Here is an 18,532-nt window from a genome sequence, read left to right as displayed (position 1 = left end):
AACGCCGCTGCGCAGGGTGCGCCGCGTGCACCCGTAGCTGCGCGAAACGCCCCGCTGCGCTCGACTTAGCGGCTACGCGCTCCCTACGAGAGGCGCGGCTCTTTTGCCTGCTGCTCACGCGCCCTTTCACACGAAACCCAGGCTCAGGACGATCGCCGCGGATGCTAGGCCCGCGTTCAGCTCTGCGGATGCCCACGGTACTGCAGCGCCTCGGCCAGGTGGCTGCGGGCGATCTGCTCGACTTCTTCGAGGTCGGCTAGGGTGCGTGCGACCTTGAGCACCCGGTGCGCGGCGCGCAGGGACAGGCCGAGGCGCTCGCAGGCACTTTCCAGCCAGTCTTGATCGGCGGCGTGCAGGCCGCAGTGCTGGCGCAGGCCGGGCAGGTCGAGAAAGGCATTGGCCACGCCCTGGCGCTGGACCTGGCGTTGCCGGGCGCGCGCCACCAGGGCGGCGCCGGTGGCTGTGTCGGCACCTTCGCTGGGCAGCACATGCAGGGCGGTGGCTTCCCGGGCCACCGTCACATGCAGGTCGATGCGGTCGAGCAGTGGCCCCGAGAGCTTGCCGCGGTAGCGCTGGATCTGTTCGGTGCTGCAGCGACAGCGGCCGCTGGGGTCGCCAAGAAAGCCGCAAGGGCAGGGGTTCATCGCCGCTACCAGTTGGAACCGCGCGGGAAAGCGCACCTTGTCACGGGCCCTGGCGATGACGATTTGCCCACTTTCCAGGGGCTCGCGCAGCACCTCCAGCACCTTGCGGTCGAACTCGGGCAGCTCATCCAGAAACAGTACGCCCTGATGGGCCAGGGTGATTTCCCCCGGTTGCGGCCGGCTGCCGCCACCGACCAGGGCCGGGCCGGAGGCGCTGTGATGCGGGTTGCGAAAGGGCCGTTGCGGCCAGGCATCCAGCGGGGTGTGACTGGCCACCGAATGAATCGCCGCGACTTCCAGGGCTTCCTGCTCGTCGAGTGGCGGCAGCAGACCGGGCAGGCGGCTGGCCAACAGGGTCTTGCCGGTGCCTGGAGGACCGGTCAACAGCAGGTTATGTTACTTTACACCAAATTAAGATAAAGACAGATGCTATGAACGACCAGAGACCAAAAGCCTACAGTTACGTGAGATTTAGCAGCCCGGAGCAGGCCAAGGGGGATAGCTTTCGTCGTCAACAAGAAGCTGCAATACGCTACTGTGAAGTGGAAGGACTGGAGTTAGTCAGTACGAAGGATTACCAATTTCTTGATAGCGGTCGAAGTGCCTATACGGCAAAGCATCTAGATGACACAGGACAACTGGCAAGGTTCCTTTCTTATGTTAATGACGGGACTATTCCGTCAGGATCTTTTCTGATAATCGAGTCACTAGATAGATTAAGTAGAGAGAAAGTAAAAGATGCTTTACCTAGATTTTTAGATTTATTGAATAAAGGTATACAAATATACACCTCTGCTGATGGGAAGCTGTATACGCAAGATTATAATGAGCTTGATCTGATTATAAGTATTGTTCACATGAGTAGGGCTCATAGTGAATCAAGCATCAAAGGTATGCGGGTATCAAAAGCATGGAAAAAGAAGCAGGCAGATGCTCGTGAATACAAAAAACCTTTGGGGGCGGCATGTCCTTATTGGATTGAGTATGACAATGGTGTTTATAAGGCCATTGCTGAGCGAGTTGAAACAATAGAGAAGATTTTCTATCTTGCGCCTGCGGGATATGGACAAAAAGCAATTGCAAAGATTTTGAATAAAGAAAATATACCAGTGTTTGGTTCGGCTACCAGAAATAAGAGTGGTAAGTGGGGGAGCAGTTCCACCAGTAAAATCTTATCAAATAGAGCGTTGTTAGGAGAATACCAGCCTACAAATTTGATAGATGGGATACGTTTGCCATCTGGTGAACCTATACTGGATTTTTTTCCTGTGGTTATATCTGAGTCAGTATTTTATGCGGCTCAGCTAGCTAGAGATGAAAGAAATATATATAAATCTACAAGGCAAACAAAAGAGTTTAATGTTTGGCAAGGTGTCGCAAAATGTGCGATTTGTGGCCAGTCGATGCATTTGGTGAATAAAGGTAAAAAACCAAAAGGCGGTAAATATTTACGGTGCTATGGAGCGGCTAAGGGTACATGCGAAAATAAGCAGGTCAGGTTAGAACGTTCAGAGAAAGTGTTCATAGAGATACTTGCAAAGGTTGATAGTTTAAGCTTAGTGCAGGATGCACAAGGAAAGCTTAAGAGTGAATTGAATGTTGTTAATGCAAAAATTTCAGAGGTTTCTGAGAAGCTAAGTGAGTTGTCAAGTCAGGTGCTTTCATTTGGAACCAAACTGCCTGGAACGTTAGTTGCTATCATTGGTAAATTAGAGGATCAGTTAGACATATTGAAGTCTGAAAAAAATACGCTTATGACCGACTTGCAACGAGAGAAGGTAATAAATAAGGATGAGTTTTTTGAGCGACTAGATATGGCTAGCTATGAAGGGCGGGCAAGGGCAAATAGTTTAATTAAAAACCTGAGCATCAGGGTGAATTTTGATGTTGGTTCAAGGTTTAATCAAAGCTACGTTGTCGTGGTTGATGGTGTAGAGGAATTTTCAGTTGATCACGATGGTGATGAGTTTAGGTTTTATTCCTACAATCGAAAGAGTCTCGACCTTGTCGAAAGTCAAGGAGATGGAGGGATTGCCAGTATTATGAGTGGCGCTATCCTTGATCTAATTGATATATATAAACCTGTGGATGTCGATTGATTTTAAGCAGTTCAGCGGCACGCTGGCCCACCATCGGTACGATGTGTAGTGGGTTACACTTTATATCTTAATGCAGTGCTTTTGAATTACAGGTTGAGATCATTTCCGAGTAAGTAACGCTTTAAAGAGTTTTCATCTATAAAGGCCAAGGCGTTTGCAGCAATGATGGCAGAGGAAACTTCAACAAAGACGGACGGTGGCACATAAATCCAAGTTATATCATCATGGTCGTCGTCCGGGTTTTCGTATGACGGTACATCTATTGCCCATGAATAATACTGAAAGTCGTTAAAAAGCTTGTAAGTAAATGGGTGCTCGTCTTCCATGATTTTGACGAAAATTTCTTTACCCTCATCTCCTTGATCAGCAGCATCGCATATTAATTTGAGTCTTTTTCTTGAGCCTAGCGAACCAACAGCCATTCGGGCTGCATACTTTGTACCTTCTTTTTGACCACAATCTTCGATTTGCCAAATCAAATAGTCTTCGACTCTCATGATTATTACCTCAAGCACTCTATTTTTGGAGGACCTATTTTCCTAAGGATCTAGGCTTACGCGATTTTGTACTGTTCAGTTTGCAGTAATTTAATGTCGCGCTCAAGAGCAGCGGTTAGAGTCCTTAGCTATTATTTGCACCGCTTTAACCTGGATCGGTGCGATTTATGCGTATTACCGATGATTTACTTATTGAGTTTTTTATTAATTACCTGCTCAAAGATATTGCCATGTTGCCAGCTCATGTTCATAATAAAAATATATATACAGGTGACGGAGAAGCGCCATGGATACTTACCAAAGCTCAATTACTACATCAGATAAAATCGTGCTAGCGCGAGCCAGCCAAATAATTTCTCTTGCTGGATTAATTGAGCTAATTAATGAAACAGTAAAATGGGCCCCGCCAGCAAGTCTGAAAGGTAGGCTTTACAGAATTTCTAGGTTCGCCATCCCAACAACGATTTGGCAAGCTCTACGAGAACTGGAGAGTTGGGGGGCAGGGAGCATCACTCAATCAGAAAATCAGTTGTATGAGTATATGATTGCGGATGCGCAGATTTTAGAACTAATAATTTTTGCCATCCGGCGTTTACTGGATGATTTAGCTGGTCGTGAAGAGCGTGATAAAAGTCATATTTTCCCCCAGTCACGGCGCCAACTGATCGAAAAAAAAAGGCACCAGCACGACAGTAAATATGACAGTTCTTTCGAGCCACGGTGATCACGATGTTTGCAATCATCCGTACTAAGAAACATAAAACTATCAGCTCTGTTGCAAGATCCGCCGGGCACACCTTTCGCGAGCAAGCGACACCAAACGCGAACAGCGCCATCACTCACAAAAACCCTGTATCAGGCGCGGGGAGTACGCAAAGCCTGCTGACATGCCTTTCTGATCGCCTGCCTGAAGCGCGGCGCCGCGATGCAGTCGTTTGCATTGAGTACTTAATAACCGCCTCTCCTGAAGCGTTTAAGCGCCATGGAGGCCATTTAGAGGACGCAGGTTCAGGCTACTTTCACGACGCAATGAGATGGCTGCGTGAGCGGCATGGCAATGAAAATATTCTCTGCGCGGTAGTTCATTTGGATGAAACTACTCCCCATCTCGTTGCCTACGTCGTTCCGATCACTCGCGATGGCCGGTTATCTGCCCGAGACTTTCTCGGTGGGCCAAAATTAATGAGGGCAATGCAGGATAGCTTTCATTTTTCTTGCGGAAAAAACCGGGGCTTACTACGCGGCATTCAGGGATCGAAAGCTCACCACGGAGAAGTTTCCCATTTCTATGCTGCTCTGCATGGCCATGAACAGCAGGAACAGAAGCTCACACGGTCTGATTACGTGGCTAAAGCGTTTGGGTACGAAACGGAGCAGTGGAAACAAGCGCAGGCCACTGCTCATACGCAGAGCCAAGGGGTCGCAGTGCATTCAGTTGAACGCAAAGCAACGCAAGCAAGAGCCCAGGCACTTGAACGAGCAGAACGCCAGTCTGAAATTACAGCTAAACGCCTGAAGCAACTCGGTGTGGAATTAGACAAGCGAGAACTATCGCTTACTCTGCGTGAAGAGGAAATCTCTAGAAGGAAACCTGATTTGGATATTGCTCTGGCGCGCGTAGAAGCTATGGAGCGAATCATAGTGGAGCAGAACAATATACGAAAGCACACACTACTTCTCTCGCATACCATTAAGCCAAGATACTCACCTCAACCAAGGCATTAATTGCCGAAAAATCTCCACCTGACCAACCTCGAAAATTACTTAAGCTAAGCCAACCATGATTGCAGTTATCGCCACAATATGCTGAAGCCGAAGCATGTCAACATTCGAGCAACAAATGATTGATCTTGCGATTAATGGAGATCAACGTGCCCAAGACAGCGCATGTAATAATTATTTAGTCCCCAGAATTAACGAATATAGGGGGAGCACGAATGTGTGTCAAAAAATCTAGCCTTTTGTGACAATAAAACCAGCAATTCAGCCCCGCCCCTATATGACTAGAATAATTGCACATAACTGCCGTACAAATAGCCATATTCTGAGCTCCTGCTTTCGCTTCGGAATTCTCGCATAAGACATCTACTACGCAGCTAACCGCTACCCCATACCTATTTTTTCTTACTTCCTTTACAAGCGTATATCGTTTAGCACCGCCAGAAATTAGTGCTTTAACGATGGTTATCCAACGCTGGCGTTTATTCTTGTCTTTTATTGAAAGGTCAAGGCTGCGAGCAATCTCATCGTGGCTTTTATGCTTCGCTATTTCTTTGATTTTTGTAGAAACTCCACACATTCCAATTTTTTCATATTGACGCTTACCGTACAAACCAATAACAGCCTTCTGACGCAAGGAGCTAGTAAAATCAATTTTGCTTCCGGGCTTTCCTGAATATGAGTTCTTGAATACATAGCTGACACCACTGCCATAGTGCCCAGCATCCCGAGGGTAGCGCACTGTAAGCAATTTATGAGAGTTCATGTCGTAATACTTGCCCATAGCTTCTGATTGCTGGTGGTGAAGAGCCTTGATCTTTCGCTGCAAGCGCTCAAGTAGATTTGGGTTTATATATAATAGTATGTGGAAGTGAGGGCATCCATCTTCATGTACTTCAACGCCACGAATTCCATAGAAATCCTCACCGCGGCGCCCGTAGCGGGAGAGGTGGTCTAATATGGATTCATACGTTTTATGAATTACTCTATAGGCATCGTCGAATGTCTTTCCTTCGTACTTCGGGCTCGATGAATGATAACGCCCATCAAGCCCTAGCGTGATAAGAACAGAGAGATGCCCTGTCTCAAATGCCCGTTGACATGCAGCTTTTGTAATCACATAGTTTGTATTGGCTAACCTTTCTATTTGGCGCCGAAAATGCCAAATGGTTGTTACAGAGCGAAGCGCTTGACGCTCTAGATAGTTCGTAAAACATTCATTGGAGCAGAACGGCTCAAGTGGCCCAACATCCAAATTTCTAACCGCAATCGTCTCTTGTACACGGCCAGAAATTTTAGTTAAATTTTGGAACCAAAAATCAGGATCAGCAAGACGCAAGCACTTACACTCCAATGCCTCATGATTTTTATTGTTGTTTGTTATTCCGAATTCTAATTCGCGATTGACATGCAACTCTAGCTCCTCAGCACGAGCCTGCGCCATATACCTGCCATGGGAGGCAGAGATTTGGATTGCCAAGCTTCTAATCTGTTCTTGTGTAAAGACAGAGAGTTGAAAGATTGAGATGGTGTTTATTGGGATATAGCGCACAGAGAGCTCTCACTGCTTATCCTCCATGCCTACTAGCTGATGGGGGTAAGTGATCTATTTACTTGATTAAATCCCAAGCCATTAGCCACGGCAAGCGCTATTTATTGAATATAACTAAGTGTATAGAAGTGTCAATTTTTCATACATACACGGAATTTATTATTGTTCGAAACCGACCCGTGTTTAGGTAGATATTTATCATAATGGCATCATAAAACGACCGTTAATTGATACCAGAATAAGCCTCTGAGATTGGTATCATAAATATAGCCTTTACTTTAAATGACACCCTGTTATTATGATCCCAGGTTATTTGATACCAATATCTGGGAGAGTAGATGATGTCGCGTGCGTTTTTATATGCCCGAGTTAGTACGGAAGGCCAGACAACCCAAAATCAGTTGGAGGAAGTGCGCGCAAGTGGCTTCAATATTAATCCTCATCGAGTAATAGAAGAGGTTATATCGGGAAGTGTGGCTGCGAATGAGCGTCCAGGGTTTCGGAGGCTGCTTGATAGGCTTGAGTCTGGAGACATCCTTTTGGTCTCGAAGCTTGATCGGCTGGGACGGAATGCAATGGACGTTCGATCTACAGTGGAGTCTTTGGAAAGCGCAGGCATTAGGGTTTACTGCCTCGCCCTAGGAGGGGCAGATCTAACATCTCCGGCGGGGAAAATGACCATGCAAGTCTTGAACGCTGTTGCAGAGTTCGAGCGAGATTTACTAATTGAGCGCACTCATGCAGGTCTTCGGCGTGCTAAATTAGAAGGCAAGAAGCTAGGTCGTCCAGCTGCGGTAGGAAGGACGGCAGCTGTCCAGCAGATGAGGCTTAGAGGCATGACTCAAGCTCAGGCAGCCCAAGAGCTAGGGGTGGGGCTTGCGACTGTTAAGCGACACTGGAATAAGGGTTAGATTGGTTCTATCCCGTTAAAGTTAGATTTTTTCTAGCGGCTAATGCTTTGCTTCGAAATTTAGGGTCGAGATACGATGCTTCGTTTAGAACGCCTGCCAGCTTCTCCAGGAGTTTGAGCTCGGTGAAGCCATAGTTATCAATATCGCCATTGATAGCGGCCTCAAGTCTTCTTACCGATACAAGTCTTGCATGTGGTACGTGTACTTTTTTGTTAATGATTACAGTGCCAGTCACGTGCTTTGGCTGGTTTTCGTTAAAGATTCGAGTCTTCTTATCGTTGATGCTGTGGCCGTTCCTTCTGACTATTGAGCTCACCTCTCGCTCCAGTGAAGGAGGTATTTGATCTCCAGAAAAGGTTAGATCGTCAACGTAGCATGTGAAGATAAGTCCATGCTTCTGAGCTAGAGAGTCTAGGTCGTCGAACATTGGCCGAGAGGCATGAAGAGCAAGTAGTGGGCTGAGTGGACTACCGGTAGGAAGGCAATTACGGAAAGTTGTTAAATTTGTCAGAATTCCAGTGACATCACCAACGCAGCGCATTTTTTCTGAGAAAAATGAACTCACGTGATGAGATTTTACCGAACCGTAAAAATTGCTTAGGTCAAAGGTGGCAATGACTCGAGCCTGTTCATGTGCTAGTGCATTTGAGCGGTAGGAGCGCTTCTTAACACCGGCGTGCGCGTAGTTAGGATATTCCATGCGCTGCAAAAGCTTGAGTATGCGCTCATGGACGCTTCTCAAGTTTCTGGCTGGAGTCTGTACAAGCCTCTTCTTTTTAACTTTCTGGGAGAAGGGGTTTAAGTCTTCCAGCAGGGTGAACTCCCGGTAGTTCTCCTCACTCTCCAGCAGCTCATTTATCTTTGAAAGTTTTTCATCTAGCACCTCACATAATTTCTTTGGCGAGGTCATCTTATATAGCGCACATTGAGATATGGGGTAGAGCTTAAAAGTTCTTCGCTTTTGTGCTGAATTTTTTGGTCGTCTCATTTCGTGTTTGATTCCATTCAAGTATAGAGACTATTTTTTTAGCGACATTTAACCTTAGTTTGTCACTAGGTTTGGGGCTGTCCAAATTTTCAGAGAAAAACAATATAGAAGAGAGGGGGATTTCGAACTGATCGCTGTATCTAGACAGAATGTCCATCGTGGGCTGTTTTTTTCCAGACTCAATTTCTGAAAGATATGAGTTAGAAATTCCTAGGCGAGCAGAAAGGTCAGACTGCGAAACATCGTAGAAAGTTCGAATGAGCTTCAGGGCTTTATTGATCATGGCGAGTGCCTATATTAAACGTGTGACAACAGCGGGGTAGATCTATTCAGCGTCGATTCCGAAAAGCGTAAGGACTTTCGGCCAGTATTTATCAATCAAGCTAAAAAGGTTCACGAAAAACCGTATCGCTTGAAACACTGCCATGAAAACCTTTACTACGCTCCACTTCTTCTTTTCTGGACAAACCAGACATTGCTCTGCGGTTTTTTCTTCACTCTTGTGCATTTTTAAATGCTCCTATCTTGGTTATGACACGCTTAATTGCGCGTCTCTCGAGCATAACCAGACAGCAAGAAGTGAAACGGGTTGAGCAATGTTTTTCCCCCTCCGAGACACCGGCTTCGTCGCTCTTGACGAAGCCGCTTATGTCGTGAAGGTGAGGCGCATACACACGTCGCGGGGACGGGCATGGCACCCCTTTCCGACCAAGGGTTAGAGACCGAGATCTCCACGGTGCAAAGCACCAACAGCAACGAGATTGAGTCACCGTCCGCGAAGTAACTATGCGAAATTAATTCGCTCATGTCAAACAAATTTCGCTAATGGCGAAAAAAATTAGCAGGCAATCGAGGTGCTTGCTAAGAAAACCTTGAAAAAACAGAGGCCTATAGAAACATCAAAGGTCTGTCATTTCTTGGGTTGGGTACGTTCCTACCTCGGATACCTAGATGCACACGACCTTTTATGGGTGTACTCATACACAATATGAGCAGGTTGTGCGAACCCGCCGCAGCAACCAGCAGGGCGCGCTTGGCGGCGACTTGGCCCTGGACTTCGGCCAGATCCGGGTAGGGCTGGGTGCGGCGCAGCAGGCCCTGGGCCTGGTAGGGCGCGATGGGGGCCTGGCCGTTGAGGTGGGCGGCCAGTTCGAGCAAATGTTCCACCGCGATGACCACCAGGCCGGAGGCCAGGCTGGCTTCTTCGGCGTTGGCTTTCGGCACCACCAAGGTGCGTCCGGCAGCGCGGGCTGCCAGTGCGGCGGGTAATACCCCGCGCACCGGTCGCACGGCGCCGGACAAGGCCAGTTCACCCAGGCATTCGAGCTGTTCCAGGGCGGTAGCCGGCACCTGGCCGCTGGCGGCTAAAATTCCCAGGGCGATGGCCAGGTCAAAGCGCCCGCCGTCCTTGGGCAGGTCGGCCGGGGCCAGATTTAGAGTGATACGTCGCGGCGGAAAATCGAAGGCGGAGTTGAGGATGGCGCTGCGTACCCGGTCCTTGCTTTCCTTGACCGCAGTCTCCGGTAGGCCGACCAGTGCCAGTGATGGCAAGCCGTTGGCCAGGTGCGCCTCGACGGTTACCGCAGGGGCTTCGACACCGACTTGGGCGCGGCTATGGACTATGGCCAGGGACATCGATCACTCCTTGATCGTCAGCCGTCCGAGCGGGTTACTCGGTGGGCGGCGGAGAAACTTGCGGGGGGCTTGCTTCCAGTTCGGCAACCTTGGCTTCCAGTGCTTCCAGGCGGGCCCGGGTGCGAGCGAGAACGGCCATCTGGCTATCGAACTCTTCGCGGCTGACTAGATCAAGTTTACTGAAGCCGCTCTGCAGCAAGGCTTTGAACTGGGCTTCGAATTCGCTGCGCGGCAGCGGCGTTTCACCGTTGAACAGGCGCGAGGCATGCGAGCTGAGTGCGTCGAGCAGGGCTTTGGGCGGCAACATGGCAGGGTTCCAGTGGCAGGTTGCGGCAGTGTAGCACGCAGTTACGCCTTGGGCCGGGGCGCTCAGGCGTGCACGTTTTTCGCGCATGGGTGGTTGCATGCGCGCACCGGTATTGTGCGCTGTTGGTCTTGCGTGACCATGTGTGGAATCGATTTTTACCGGTAACTGCTTGAAAAGAATTGTTTTTGTACGTTCTGGCAAGCTTTCTGCTTAGTCGCTAATGACGAATGCACCGATGCAGTTCCGGTGCGTTAGGCGAAGCGGGAAGTGTTTCGTCAGGAGCGGTTGGTGGGTATCGCTGTTGTCCCTTGGGGCGAGCGATGCATTACAAAAGCCAGACACAGCGCTTAGACTTGAATCGGGTTCGTAATTCCTGGGGCAAGTCCACTTTACACGGGAGAAAGTTTCATGAAGCTAGTCACTGCCATTATCAAACCGTTCAAGTTGGACGACGTCCGTGAGTCACTGTCGGAAATCGGCGTGCAGGGCATAACTGTCACTGAAGTCAAAGGCTTCGGTCGGCAAAAAGGTCACACCGAGTTGTACCGCGGTGCTGAATACGTGGTCGATTTTCTGCCCAAAGTAAAGATTGACGTGGCCATCGCTGATGATCAGCTGGATCGCGTCATTGAAGCCATCACTAAAGCAGCCAACACCGGCAAGATCGGTGACGGCAAGATTTTTGTCGTCAACCTGGAACAGGCGATCCGCATCCGTACCGGTGAAACCGATACCGACGCGATCTAAGTAAGCCCGCGAACCCCCACGCCCCAGGAGTAACCCCCAATGACTCTGCGAAAAATCGCAGGGCTAGGAGCCCTTTTGTCTCTCGTTCCTGGCTTTGCCATGGCCGATGCGGCAGTTTTAAATGGCGGCGACACGGCTTGGATGCTGGTCGCGACCGTGCTCGTGCTGTTCATGACCATACCTGGGCTTGCCCTGTTCTATGCCGGCATGGTGCGTTCGAAGAACGTCCTGTCGGTGCTGATGCAGTGTTTCGCCGTCACGGGTCTGATCAGCGTGCTTTGGGTTGTTTATGGTTACAGCCTGGCTTTTGACACCACCGGCATGGAGCAGGGGGTGGTCAACTTCAACTCCTTCGTCGGCGGTCTGTCGAAAGCCTTCCTGGGTGGCCTGACCAGCGACAGTCTGGTTGGGGGGATTCCGGAAAGTGTGTTCATCACCTTCCAAATGACCTTCGCCATCATCACGCCAGCCCTGATTGTCGGCGCTTTCGCCGAGCGCATGAAGTTCTCGGCCATGCTGGTGTTCATGACGGTCTGGTTCACCATCGTCTATACCCCCATCGCGCACATGGTGTGGAGCGGTGACGGTGCACTGATGTGGGATTGGGGCGTCCTGGATTTTGCCGGTGGCACCGTGGTGCACATCAATGCCGGGATCGCCGGTCTGGTGGCCTGTCTGGTGCTGGGCAAGCGCAAGGGCTTTCCGACTACCGCCATGCCGCCGCACAACCTTGGCTACACCCTGATCGGCGCAAGCATGCTCTGGGTTGGCTGGTTTGGCTTCAACGCCGGCTCGGCCCTGGCGGCCAACGGCACTGCTGGCATGGCCATGCTGGTGACCCAGATTGCCACGGCGACGGCGGCGTTGAGCTGGATGTTTGCCGAGTGGATCACCCACCGTAAACCCAGCGTGCTGGGTATTGCTTCCGGTGCGGTGGCCGGGCTGGTGGCTATTACGCCTGCGTCCGGCACTGCCGGGCCGATGGGGGCATTGGTTATTGGCCTGGCGTCTGGAGTGATCTGCTTCTTCTGCGCCACCAGTCTGAAACGCAAGTTTGGTTATGACGATTCTCTGGATGTCTTCGGCGTACATGCCGTGGGCGGGATTGTTGGCGCCATTCTTACCGGGGCGTTCGCCGCGCCGGCGTTGGGTGGCTTTGGCACGGTAGAGAACATTCCCGCGCAACTGTGGGTGCAGTTCGAGGGCGTGGCCTTCACGGTGGTCTACACCGCGGTATTGACCTTCGTGATTCTGAAAGTGATCGACCTAGTAATGGGCCTGCGTGTCAGTGACGAGGAAGAGACGGTCGGTCTCGACCTCGCCCTGCATAACGAGCGTGGCTACAACCTGTAAGCACACGGAGTGCGTCCGGAGCCAACCCCGGACGCCTTAACCGAACAGCGCTTTAAAAGCGCGCCGGCAAGAGGTGAACCATGGACAACACAGCATTGACTGCACTGCAGTACGGCTTCGATACCTTCTACTTTTTGATTTGCGGTGCTCTGGTGATGTGGATGGCAGCAGGTTTTGCCATGCTCGAAGCTGGCCTGGTAAGGGCGAAGAACACCACCGAAATTCTCACCAAGAACATCGCTCTGTATGCGGTGGCCTGTGTCATGTACCTGGTGATCGGTTACCACATCATGTATTCCAGCCCGGAAGGCGGCATTCTGCCAAGCCTGGGCTTCCTGATCGGTGACGAGCACAGCGTCGAGTCGGTTCTCGCCGGTGGTGAGGACGCGCCTTATTATTCGGCTCGTTCGGACTTCTTCTTCCAGGTGGTGTTCGCCGCTACCTGTATGTCGATTGTCTCCGGTGCCGTGGCCGAGCGCATGAAACTGTGGGCTTTCCTCGCCTTCGCAGTGGTCATGACCGGCTTCATCTACCCGGTGCAGGGCTTCTGGAAGTGGGGTTCGGGCTTCCTTAACGAAGCGGGCTTCCTCGACTTTGCTGGTTCGGGCGTGGTGCACATGGCGGGCGCTGCTGCAGCTCTGGCGGGTGTGCTGCTGTTGGGCGCACGTAAAGGCAAGTACGGCGCCAACGGTCAGGTCAACGCCATTCCGGGTGCCAATCTGCCGATGGCGGCGCTGGGTACCTTCATCCTGTGGATGGGCTGGTTTGGCTTCAACGGCGGTTCGCAGTTGAAAATGAGCACCATCGAAGACGCCAACGCCGTAGCCCAGGTGTTCGTCAACACCAACATGGCTGCTGCCGGTGGACTGATCGCCGCATTGATCGTGGCGCGCATCCTGTTCGGCAAGGCCGATCTGACCATGGCCCTCAACGGTGCCCTGGCCGGCCTGGTGGCGATCACTGCTGAACCGCTTACTCCGACAGCGTTGCAAGCGACCCTGATCGGTGGTGTCGGTGGCGTGCTGGTGGTGTTCTCTATCCTGGGGCTGGATAAGCTCAAGCTCGACGACCCGGTGGGTGCCATTTCCGTGCACGGCGTTGCCGGTATCTGGGGGCTGTTGGCGGTGGTACTGACCAACCCGGATGCCACTCTTGGCGCCCAGTTGCTCGGTCTGGTCTGCATCTTTGCCTGGGTCTTCATCGCCAGCCTGATTGTCTGGTCGATCATCAAGCTGGTGATCGGTCTGCGTGTCAGCGAGGAAGAAGAATACGAAGGTGTAGATATCGCAGAATGCGGTATGGAAGCCTATCCGGAATTCACTAAAAGCTGATTGCCAGTGATTTAAAACAAGGGCGCCTAAAGGCGCCCTTTGTTTTTTCTGACAGCACGCTAGAATGCGCGCCGATAAGCACTGTTATGCAACGCCACACTGCTTGTCCTGGCCAGCGCGATATGCGGCTGGAGGCTTTGCCAGGCAAGGTCATTTGAATTTTCCGGTGACGTACGAAAGATCACGTTGCTGGGCTATAACTAACCTGCTTTTCGCAAGTCATGAGGTTGAACATGAGCGACGAAGATCTGGAACAAGACGAGCTCGAAGGGGCTGACGAGGACACTGGCGAGGAAATGGCTACCGCCGATGACGTCGACAGCGGTGATGATGACGGCGACGAAGTTGTCAGCACCAGCAAGACCAAGGCCAAAGCCAAGGCAGTCAATGTTGAGGAGCTGCCGAGCGTCGAAGCCAAGCAAAAGGATCGCGACGCTCTGGCTCGCGCCATGGAAGAGTACCTGGCGCGCGGTGGCAAGGTGCAGGAGGTTGAGCCTAACGTGGTGTCTGACCCGCCGAAAAAGCCTGACAGTAAGTACGGCAGCCGGCCTATCTGATCGGCTGTTGCAAGCCCTTGGCGAGGTGGCATCGTTGATCAACGACCGCCAAGGGCGCGACTTACACCCAGCTATGCAGCAGCGCGGGTAATTCGGCCAGGCTGCGGATTTCGCCATCGGCGCGCTTGTCGCCTTCCCAGGCCTTGTCTTGCGGGTTGAACCAGATTGCCCGCAGGCCTGCAGCCTGGGCGCCGGCGATATCGTCACTGGGGTGGTCGCCGACATGCACTGCATGTCGTGCGGCAATCCCTGAGCGCTTGAGTGCTTCCTGAAAGGGCTTGGGATCGGGTTTGCCGATGCCGAGCTCTTCCGCACACAGGGCGAACTGGAAGTAATCGGCGAGGCCCAGGCGGCGTACATCAGCATTGCCATTGGTAATCACCCCGAGCTGGAAGCGATTGGCCAGAGTCTCGAGCGTCGGGTGCACTTCGGCGAACAACTCGACCTGATGGCGCGCGGCGAGAAATACCTGGAAACCCTCCTCCGCCAGTGCTGCGGCATCGCTGGACGCATAGCCTGCGCCTGCCAAGGCATGGTGCAGGATGCGCCGGCGTAGCTCGCTGAGGCGATGCTTGAGCGATGGTTCGCCTTGCAGCAACTGCGTGCGAATCGTCCACAGGTGCTCGACCGGCACCGCACCCAAGCGTGGCGCGTGCATGGCCAGCCAGTTGCGCAGTGTCGCCTCGGCGTCTTGCATCACTGGGGTCACGTCCCACAGGGTGTCGTCGAGGTCGAAGGTGATCAGTTGAATGCTCATTCGCTACTGCCTGTGCGTTTGACTCGTGGATGGGCGCGATCATACACCGTGGCCAGGTGCTGGAAACCTGGATAGGTATAGCGCTTAAAGGCTGTGACGAAACGCGCGGCTGCTGCGCTGCTGACATTGTGCTGCGTGAAAAGCAGGGGCATTCAGCTCGCTAAGTTGCTGCGCGCTCGTCCGGTATGCGCGCCAGGCCGCCAGTCAGGTCCGGGTGCTGCCAGCACGGGTCAATGGCTTGGCGGGCTGAAGCCCCCGTCATTAACGTACCGAGCGCAGTGGCGTGGCGAAGCGCGGCAGGACGCGGGCCAGGACTTCGGCGATATAGCCGAGGAAGAGGGTGCCCAGGGAGCTCTTGTAGTGTTGCGGGTCACTGCTGCCAATCGCCAGCACGCCATGCAGGCCCTGATGGGACAGCGCGACCACTGCCGCCGAACCGATCTGCCCGGCTTCGTTTTCGCCGAACAGAAAGCTCAGCTCATTCTCACGCAGCACGCCGCAGATGGTCTTGCCGCCTGCCAGCAGGCCGCCGATGGCCTGATGTGCTTCGGCACTGCTGACCGAGCGACCGACCGCCAGTGGCGTATCGTTGAACAGAATCAGGCTGACAAAAGGCACCTGAAACTTATGGCGCAGGCTGTCTTCTACGGTGCTGACCACCTCTTCGAGGCTGGAGGCATCGAGTAGATCGAGCACCAAGCGTCGGGTCTTGTCGAACAGGCGGTCGTTGTCGCGGGCCACATCCATCAACTGCGAGAGGCGATGGCGCATCTCGATGTTGCGTTCGCGCAACAATGTCATCTGACGCTCGACCAGCGAAATGGTGTCACCGCGCTGGTGGGGGATGCGCAACTCCGCAAGCAATTCGTCATGCTCGACGAAGAACGCCGGGTGCCGGCGCAGATAGTCGGCAATCGCGGCCGCGTCGAGTGGCTGGGGCACAGTCTGCTGGTCGGTCATAGGCGAACCTGTCCTTCGTACACGCGCATCGCCGGCCCTGTCATCACGACGGGCTGGCCTGGGCCTGCCCACTCGATGCACAGCTTGCCGCCGAGCAGTTCAAGTTGTACCGGCGAATCCATCCAGCCTTGGCTAATCGCCGCTACTGCCGCAGCGCAGGCGCCCGTGCCGCAGGCTTGGGTCTCGCCCGCGCCACGCTCCCAGACGCGCAGCTTGGCATACTGGCGGTCGATTATTTGCAAAAAGCCGACGTTGACCCGCTGCGGGAAGCGCGGATGGTGCTCCAGTTTCGGCCCCAGTTCATGCACCGGTGCGTTGTCGATATTGTCGACGCGCAGCACGGCATGGGGGTTGCCCATGGACACGGCGGCCAGTTCGACTGTCTGGCCATCAACCTCGACGAGGTAACTCAAGGCTTGCTGTTCGGCCTGGAAGGGGACCTGCGCAGGTTCCAGGCGCGGCGCGCCCATGTTCACGCTGATCTGGCCATCGGCGCGCACGTCGAGCTCGATAATCCCGCCTTTGGTTTCCACGCGGATCTGCTTCTTCATCGTCAGCCGCTTGTCCAGCACGAAGCGCGCGAAGCAGCGGGCGCCATTGCCGCACTGCTCCACTTCCGAGCCGTCGGCGTTGAAGATGCGGTAGCGGAAGTCGACGTCCGGATTACTCGGTGGTTCCACCAGCAGCAGTTGATCGAAGCCGACGCCGGTGTGGCGATCGCCCCACTGCTTGGCGTTTTTTGGCTGGATATGCGCGTGCTGGCTGACCAGGTCAAGAACCATGAAGTCGTTGCCGAGGCCATGCATTTTGGTAAAGCGCAATAACATCAGTGTGCCCTTATGGTGCTGGCGGCAGCTGGCTTTCGCCCGCAAAGAGTTCGCTGAGGGTCTCGCGACGCCGCACCTCGAAGGCCTGGTCGCCATCTACCATCACCTCGGCGGCACGGCCGCGGGTATTGTAGTTGGAGCTCATGACGAAGCCGTAGGCGCCTGCTGAGCAGACGGCCAGCAGGTCACCTTCGGCCAATGCCAGGTCGCGATCCTTGGCCAGGAAGTCACCGGTTTCGCAGATCGGTCCGACGATGTCGTAGTTGCGCGTTGCGCCGTCGCGCGGCTGCACGGCCACCACGTCCATCCAGGCCTGATACAGCGCAGGACGAATCAGATCGTTCATCGCCGCGTCGACGATGGCGAAATCCTTGTGTTCGGTGTGCTTGAGGTACTCGACCTGAGTCAGCAGTACGCCGGCGTTGGCAACGATCGAGCGACCTGGCTCGAACACCAGGGCCAGGTCACGCCCGGCAATGCGCTCACGCACGGCAGCAATATAGTCACCGGCCAGCGGCGGCTGCTCGTCGCGGTATTGCACGCCAAGGCCGCCACCCAGGTCCAGGTGCTTGATGTGGATGCCGCGTTCGGCCAGACGGTCGATCAGCGCGAGCAGGCGATCAAGAGCATCGAGGAACGGTGGCAGGCTGGTCAGTTGCGAGCCGATATGGCAATCGACCCCGACAATCTGCAGATTTGCCAATTCGGCGGCGCGGGCATAGACAGCCTCGGCATCAGCGATGGCAATGCCGAACTTGTTTTCTTTCAGGCCCGTAGAAATATACGGGTGGGTGCCTGCGTCGACGTCCGGGTTTACCCGCAGCGACACCGGTGCCTGCACGTCCAGTTCAGCGGCAATCTGTTGCAGGCGCTCCAGTTCGTCGGTGGACTCGACGTTGAAGCAATGCACGCCGATCTGCAGCGCACGACGCATGTCGTCGCGGCTCTTGCCGACACCGGAGAAGACGATCTTGCCGGGCTCGCCACCCGCCGCGAGGACCCGTTCCAGCTCGCCACGCGAGACGATATCGAAGCCGGCGCCGAGGCGCGCGAGCACGTTCAGTACGCCGACATTGGAGTTGGCTTTGACGGCGAAGCAGACCAGATGCGGCATGCCCTGCAGGGCATCGGCGTAGGCGTGGTATTGCGCTTCGATGTGCGCCCGCGAGTAGACGTAGGTTGGCGTGCCGAAGCGCTGGGCGATGGCGGACAGCGCCACACCCTCCGCGAACAGTGTGCCGTCGCGGTAGTTGAAGGCGTTCATGAGCTGTCCTTATTCGGTCTGTGCGGGCGCGGGCTTGCTTTCTTCCGGGAGGAACAGCGGGCCTTTCTGGCCACAGCCAGCGAGCAGGGTACTGACGGCAACAAGCGCGATAAGGGCAGTAAACAGCCGCTTCATGGTGAAGTCCTTGTAATAAAGCATGATTGCGCCGGAGTATACCGGCCCCCCGGCGCCTTGCCTATGCGCCAGGATTCCCGTCCGACGGGGCTTTGCCTGCATCTTGGCGCGGTGCGGATCATCCGCCTGCAGCACGCTATACTGCGCACCTTCGCTTATGCGACGCGCTGTGCGGGTCGCATCACGCAACCTTCAAGCGCTGCGGCCTGACTCTCCTGCGCAATGTTGTCCCAGGGCGCCTGGCACTTT

General features: G+C 53.7%; 19 protein-coding genes and 2 pseudogenes. 8 read left to right on the top strand and 13 right to left on the bottom strand.

Features of this window, described 5'->3' with window-relative positions; all coding sequences use genetic code 11:
• Positions 1-176 precede the first annotated feature (176 nt).
• A pseudogene (locus tag Q8K09_RS14775) lies at positions 177-1,040 on the bottom strand (YifB family Mg chelatase-like AAA ATPase); the annotation flags it as partial.
• Between the two features lie 35 nt (positions 1,041-1,075).
• Between Q8K09_RS14775 and Q8K09_RS14770 the strand changes: the two are divergent.
• Positions 1,076-2,743 carry a recombinase family protein gene (locus Q8K09_RS14770; RefSeq protein WP_305255734.1) on the top strand — a complete coding sequence of 556 codons (1,668 nt, stop codon included), beginning with the start codon at positions 1,076-1,078 and terminating at the stop codon, positions 2,741-2,743.
• Positions 2,744-2,829: 86 nt separating this feature from the next.
• Here Q8K09_RS14770 and Q8K09_RS14765 read toward each other — a convergent pair whose 3' ends face one another.
• Positions 2,830-3,240 carry a hypothetical protein gene (locus Q8K09_RS14765; protein ID WP_305255733.1) on the bottom strand — a complete coding sequence of 137 codons (411 nt, stop codon included), beginning with the start codon at positions 3,238-3,240 and terminating at the stop codon, positions 2,830-2,832.
• 286 nt (positions 3,241-3,526) lie between these two features.
• On the opposite strand from Q8K09_RS14765, the gene Q8K09_RS14760 reads away from it, so the two are divergent.
• Together Q8K09_RS14760 and mobV are read left to right on the top strand one after the other, a co-directional pair.
• The gene (locus Q8K09_RS14760) at positions 3,527-3,964 is read left to right on the top strand and encodes a hypothetical protein (protein WP_305255732.1); all 438 of its coding nucleotides are present in this window, start codon (positions 3,527-3,529) and stop codon (positions 3,962-3,964) included.
• 5 nt (positions 3,965-3,969) lie between these two features.
• Positions 3,970-4,965, top strand: coding sequence for a MobV family relaxase (mobV, locus tag Q8K09_RS14755; protein WP_305255731.1), 996 nt, complete (start codon positions 3,970-3,972; stop codon positions 4,963-4,965).
• Between the two features lie 175 nt (positions 4,966-5,140).
• Here the strand turns inward: mobV and Q8K09_RS14750 are convergent, their stop codons facing one another.
• Positions 5,141-6,403, bottom strand: coding sequence for a replication endonuclease (locus tag Q8K09_RS14750; protein WP_305255730.1), 1,263 nt, complete (start codon positions 6,401-6,403; stop codon positions 5,141-5,143).
• 449 nt (positions 6,404-6,852) lie between these two features.
• Between Q8K09_RS14750 and Q8K09_RS14745 the strand changes: the two genes are divergently transcribed.
• Entirely contained in the window at positions 6,853-7,422 is a 570-nt protein-coding gene (locus Q8K09_RS14745) for a recombinase family protein (protein ID WP_305255774.1), read from the top strand.
• 7 nt (positions 7,423-7,429) lie between these two features.
• Here Q8K09_RS14745 and Q8K09_RS14740 read toward each other — a convergent pair whose 3' ends face one another.
• The 5 genes and pseudogenes from Q8K09_RS14740 to Q8K09_RS14720 form a co-directional block, all read right to left on the bottom strand.
• Positions 7,430-8,332, bottom strand: coding sequence for a reverse transcriptase family protein (locus Q8K09_RS14740; protein WP_305255729.1), 903 nt, complete (start codon positions 8,330-8,332; stop codon positions 7,430-7,432).
• 34 nt (positions 8,333-8,366) lie between these two features.
• Positions 8,367-8,693 carry a helix-turn-helix domain-containing protein gene (locus Q8K09_RS14735; RefSeq protein WP_305255728.1) on the bottom strand — a complete coding sequence of 109 codons (327 nt, stop codon included), beginning with the start codon at positions 8,691-8,693 and terminating at the stop codon, positions 8,367-8,369.
• 42 nt (positions 8,694-8,735) lie between these two features.
• A complete protein-coding gene (locus Q8K09_RS14730) occupies positions 8,736-8,918 on the bottom strand; it encodes a hypothetical protein (RefSeq protein ID WP_305255727.1) in 183 nt (60 codons plus the stop codon).
• 479 nt (positions 8,919-9,397) lie between these two features.
• Positions 9,398-10,045, bottom strand: a pseudogene (locus Q8K09_RS14725) (magnesium chelatase domain-containing protein); the annotation flags it as partial.
• 34 nt (positions 10,046-10,079) lie between these two features.
• Positions 10,080-10,352 (bottom strand): accessory factor UbiK family protein, encoded by a 273-nt coding sequence (locus Q8K09_RS14720; RefSeq protein ID WP_305255726.1) that lies wholly within the window; start codon positions 10,350-10,352, stop codon positions 10,080-10,082.
• 408 nt (positions 10,353-10,760) lie between these two features.
• Between Q8K09_RS14720 and glnK the strand changes: the two genes are divergently transcribed.
• From glnK to sutA, 4 genes are all read left to right on the top strand, one after another.
• Complete coding sequence (gene glnK / locus Q8K09_RS14715) at positions 10,761-11,099, top strand: P-II family nitrogen regulator (RefSeq protein ID WP_003096476.1); 339 nt, start codon at positions 10,761-10,763, stop codon at positions 11,097-11,099.
• 39 nt (positions 11,100-11,138) lie between these two features.
• Positions 11,139-12,452 (top strand): ammonium transporter, encoded by a 1,314-nt coding sequence (locus Q8K09_RS14710; protein WP_305255725.1) that lies wholly within the window; start codon positions 11,139-11,141, stop codon positions 12,450-12,452.
• An 80-nt stretch (positions 12,453-12,532) separates the two neighbouring features.
• Complete coding sequence (locus tag Q8K09_RS14705; protein ID WP_305255724.1) at positions 12,533-13,783, top strand: ammonium transporter; 1,251 nt, start codon at positions 12,533-12,535, stop codon at positions 13,781-13,783.
• Between the two features lie 233 nt (positions 13,784-14,016).
• Entirely contained in the window at positions 14,017-14,340 is a 324-nt protein-coding gene (sutA, locus tag Q8K09_RS14700) for a transcriptional regulator SutA (protein ID WP_305255723.1), read from the top strand.
• A 61-nt stretch (positions 14,341-14,401) separates the two neighbouring features.
• Here the strand turns inward: sutA and Q8K09_RS14695 are convergent, their stop codons facing one another.
• From Q8K09_RS14695 to Q8K09_RS14675, 5 genes are all read right to left on the bottom strand, one after another.
• Positions 14,402-15,097 (bottom strand): HAD family hydrolase, encoded by a 696-nt coding sequence (locus Q8K09_RS14695; protein WP_305255722.1) that lies wholly within the window; start codon positions 15,095-15,097, stop codon positions 14,402-14,404.
• Positions 15,098-15,358: 261 nt separating this feature from the next.
• Positions 15,359-16,057, bottom strand: a complete 699-nt coding sequence (locus Q8K09_RS14690) for a DUF484 family protein (protein WP_305255721.1) — start codon at positions 16,055-16,057, stop codon at positions 15,359-15,361.
• Positions 16,054-16,884, bottom strand: a complete 831-nt coding sequence (gene dapF / locus Q8K09_RS14685; protein WP_305255720.1) for a diaminopimelate epimerase — start codon at positions 16,882-16,884, stop codon at positions 16,054-16,056. The genes Q8K09_RS14690 and dapF overlap by 4 nt, the downstream gene beginning before the upstream one ends.
• Positions 16,885-16,894: 10 nt before the next feature.
• Positions 16,895-18,148, bottom strand: a complete 1,254-nt coding sequence (gene lysA, locus Q8K09_RS14680) for a diaminopimelate decarboxylase (RefSeq protein ID WP_305255719.1) — start codon at positions 18,146-18,148, stop codon at positions 16,895-16,897.
• 9 nt (positions 18,149-18,157) lie between these two features.
• Positions 18,158-18,283 (bottom strand): lipoprotein, encoded by a 126-nt coding sequence (locus tag Q8K09_RS14675; protein WP_305255773.1) that lies wholly within the window; start codon positions 18,281-18,283, stop codon positions 18,158-18,160.
• Positions 18,284-18,532 lie beyond the last annotated feature (249 nt).

Origin of the sequence: Pseudomonas sp., from assembly GCF_030683065.1 — a bacterium.
Classification (GTDB): domain Bacteria; phylum Pseudomonadota; class Gammaproteobacteria; order Pseudomonadales; family Pseudomonadaceae; genus Aquipseudomonas.
This window is presented reverse-complemented; position numbering and strand designations above follow the sequence as displayed.

What these genes read in the sequence shown, in the direction of transcription:
- Q8K09_RS14740 (WP_305255729.1), bottom strand. Translation starts at nt 8,332, where the DNA reads ATGACCTCGCCAAAGAAATTATGTGAGGTGCTAGATGAAAAACTTTCA.
- Q8K09_RS14675 (WP_305255773.1), bottom strand. Translation starts at nt 18,283, where the DNA reads ATGAAGCGGCTGTTTACTGCCCTTATCGCGCTTGTTGCCGTCAGTACC.
- sutA (WP_305255723.1), top strand. Translation starts at nt 14,017, where the DNA reads ATGAGCGACGAAGATCTGGAACAAGACGAGCTCGAAGGGGCTGACGAG.
- glnK (WP_003096476.1), top strand. Translation starts at nt 10,761, where the DNA reads ATGAAGCTAGTCACTGCCATTATCAAACCGTTCAAGTTGGACGACGTC.
- Q8K09_RS14760 (WP_305255732.1), top strand. Translation starts at nt 3,527, where the DNA reads ATGGATACTTACCAAAGCTCAATTACTACATCAGATAAAATCGTGCTA.
- Q8K09_RS14735 (WP_305255728.1), bottom strand. Translation starts at nt 8,693, where the DNA reads ATGATCAATAAAGCCCTGAAGCTCATTCGAACTTTCTACGATGTTTCG.
- Q8K09_RS14695 (WP_305255722.1), bottom strand. Translation starts at nt 15,097, where the DNA reads ATGAGCATTCAACTGATCACCTTCGACCTCGACGACACCCTGTGGGAC.
- Q8K09_RS14705 (WP_305255724.1), top strand. Translation starts at nt 12,533, where the DNA reads ATGGACAACACAGCATTGACTGCACTGCAGTACGGCTTCGATACCTTC.
- Q8K09_RS14710 (WP_305255725.1), top strand. Translation starts at nt 11,139, where the DNA reads ATGACTCTGCGAAAAATCGCAGGGCTAGGAGCCCTTTTGTCTCTCGTT.
- dapF (WP_305255720.1), bottom strand. Translation starts at nt 16,884, where the DNA reads ATGTTATTGCGCTTTACCAAAATGCATGGCCTCGGCAACGACTTCATG.
- Q8K09_RS14745 (WP_305255774.1), top strand. Translation starts at nt 6,853, where the DNA reads ATGTCGCGTGCGTTTTTATATGCCCGAGTTAGTACGGAAGGCCAGACA.
- Q8K09_RS14730 (WP_305255727.1), bottom strand. Translation starts at nt 8,918, where the DNA reads ATGCACAAGAGTGAAGAAAAAACCGCAGAGCAATGTCTGGTTTGTCCA.
- Q8K09_RS14720 (WP_305255726.1), bottom strand. Translation starts at nt 10,352, where the DNA reads ATGTTGCCGCCCAAAGCCCTGCTCGACGCACTCAGCTCGCATGCCTCG.
- Q8K09_RS14750 (WP_305255730.1), bottom strand. Translation starts at nt 6,403, where the DNA reads ATGGCGCAGGCTCGTGCTGAGGAGCTAGAGTTGCATGTCAATCGCGAA.
- mobV (WP_305255731.1), top strand. Translation starts at nt 3,970, where the DNA reads ATGTTTGCAATCATCCGTACTAAGAAACATAAAACTATCAGCTCTGTT.
- Q8K09_RS14765 (WP_305255733.1), bottom strand. Translation starts at nt 3,240, where the DNA reads ATGAGAGTCGAAGACTATTTGATTTGGCAAATCGAAGATTGTGGTCAA.
- Q8K09_RS14690 (WP_305255721.1), bottom strand. Translation starts at nt 16,057, where the DNA reads ATGACCGACCAGCAGACTGTGCCCCAGCCACTCGACGCGGCCGCGATT.
- lysA (WP_305255719.1), bottom strand. Translation starts at nt 18,148, where the DNA reads ATGAACGCCTTCAACTACCGCGACGGCACACTGTTCGCGGAGGGTGTG.
- Q8K09_RS14770 (WP_305255734.1), top strand. Translation starts at nt 1,076, where the DNA reads ATGAACGACCAGAGACCAAAAGCCTACAGTTACGTGAGATTTAGCAGC.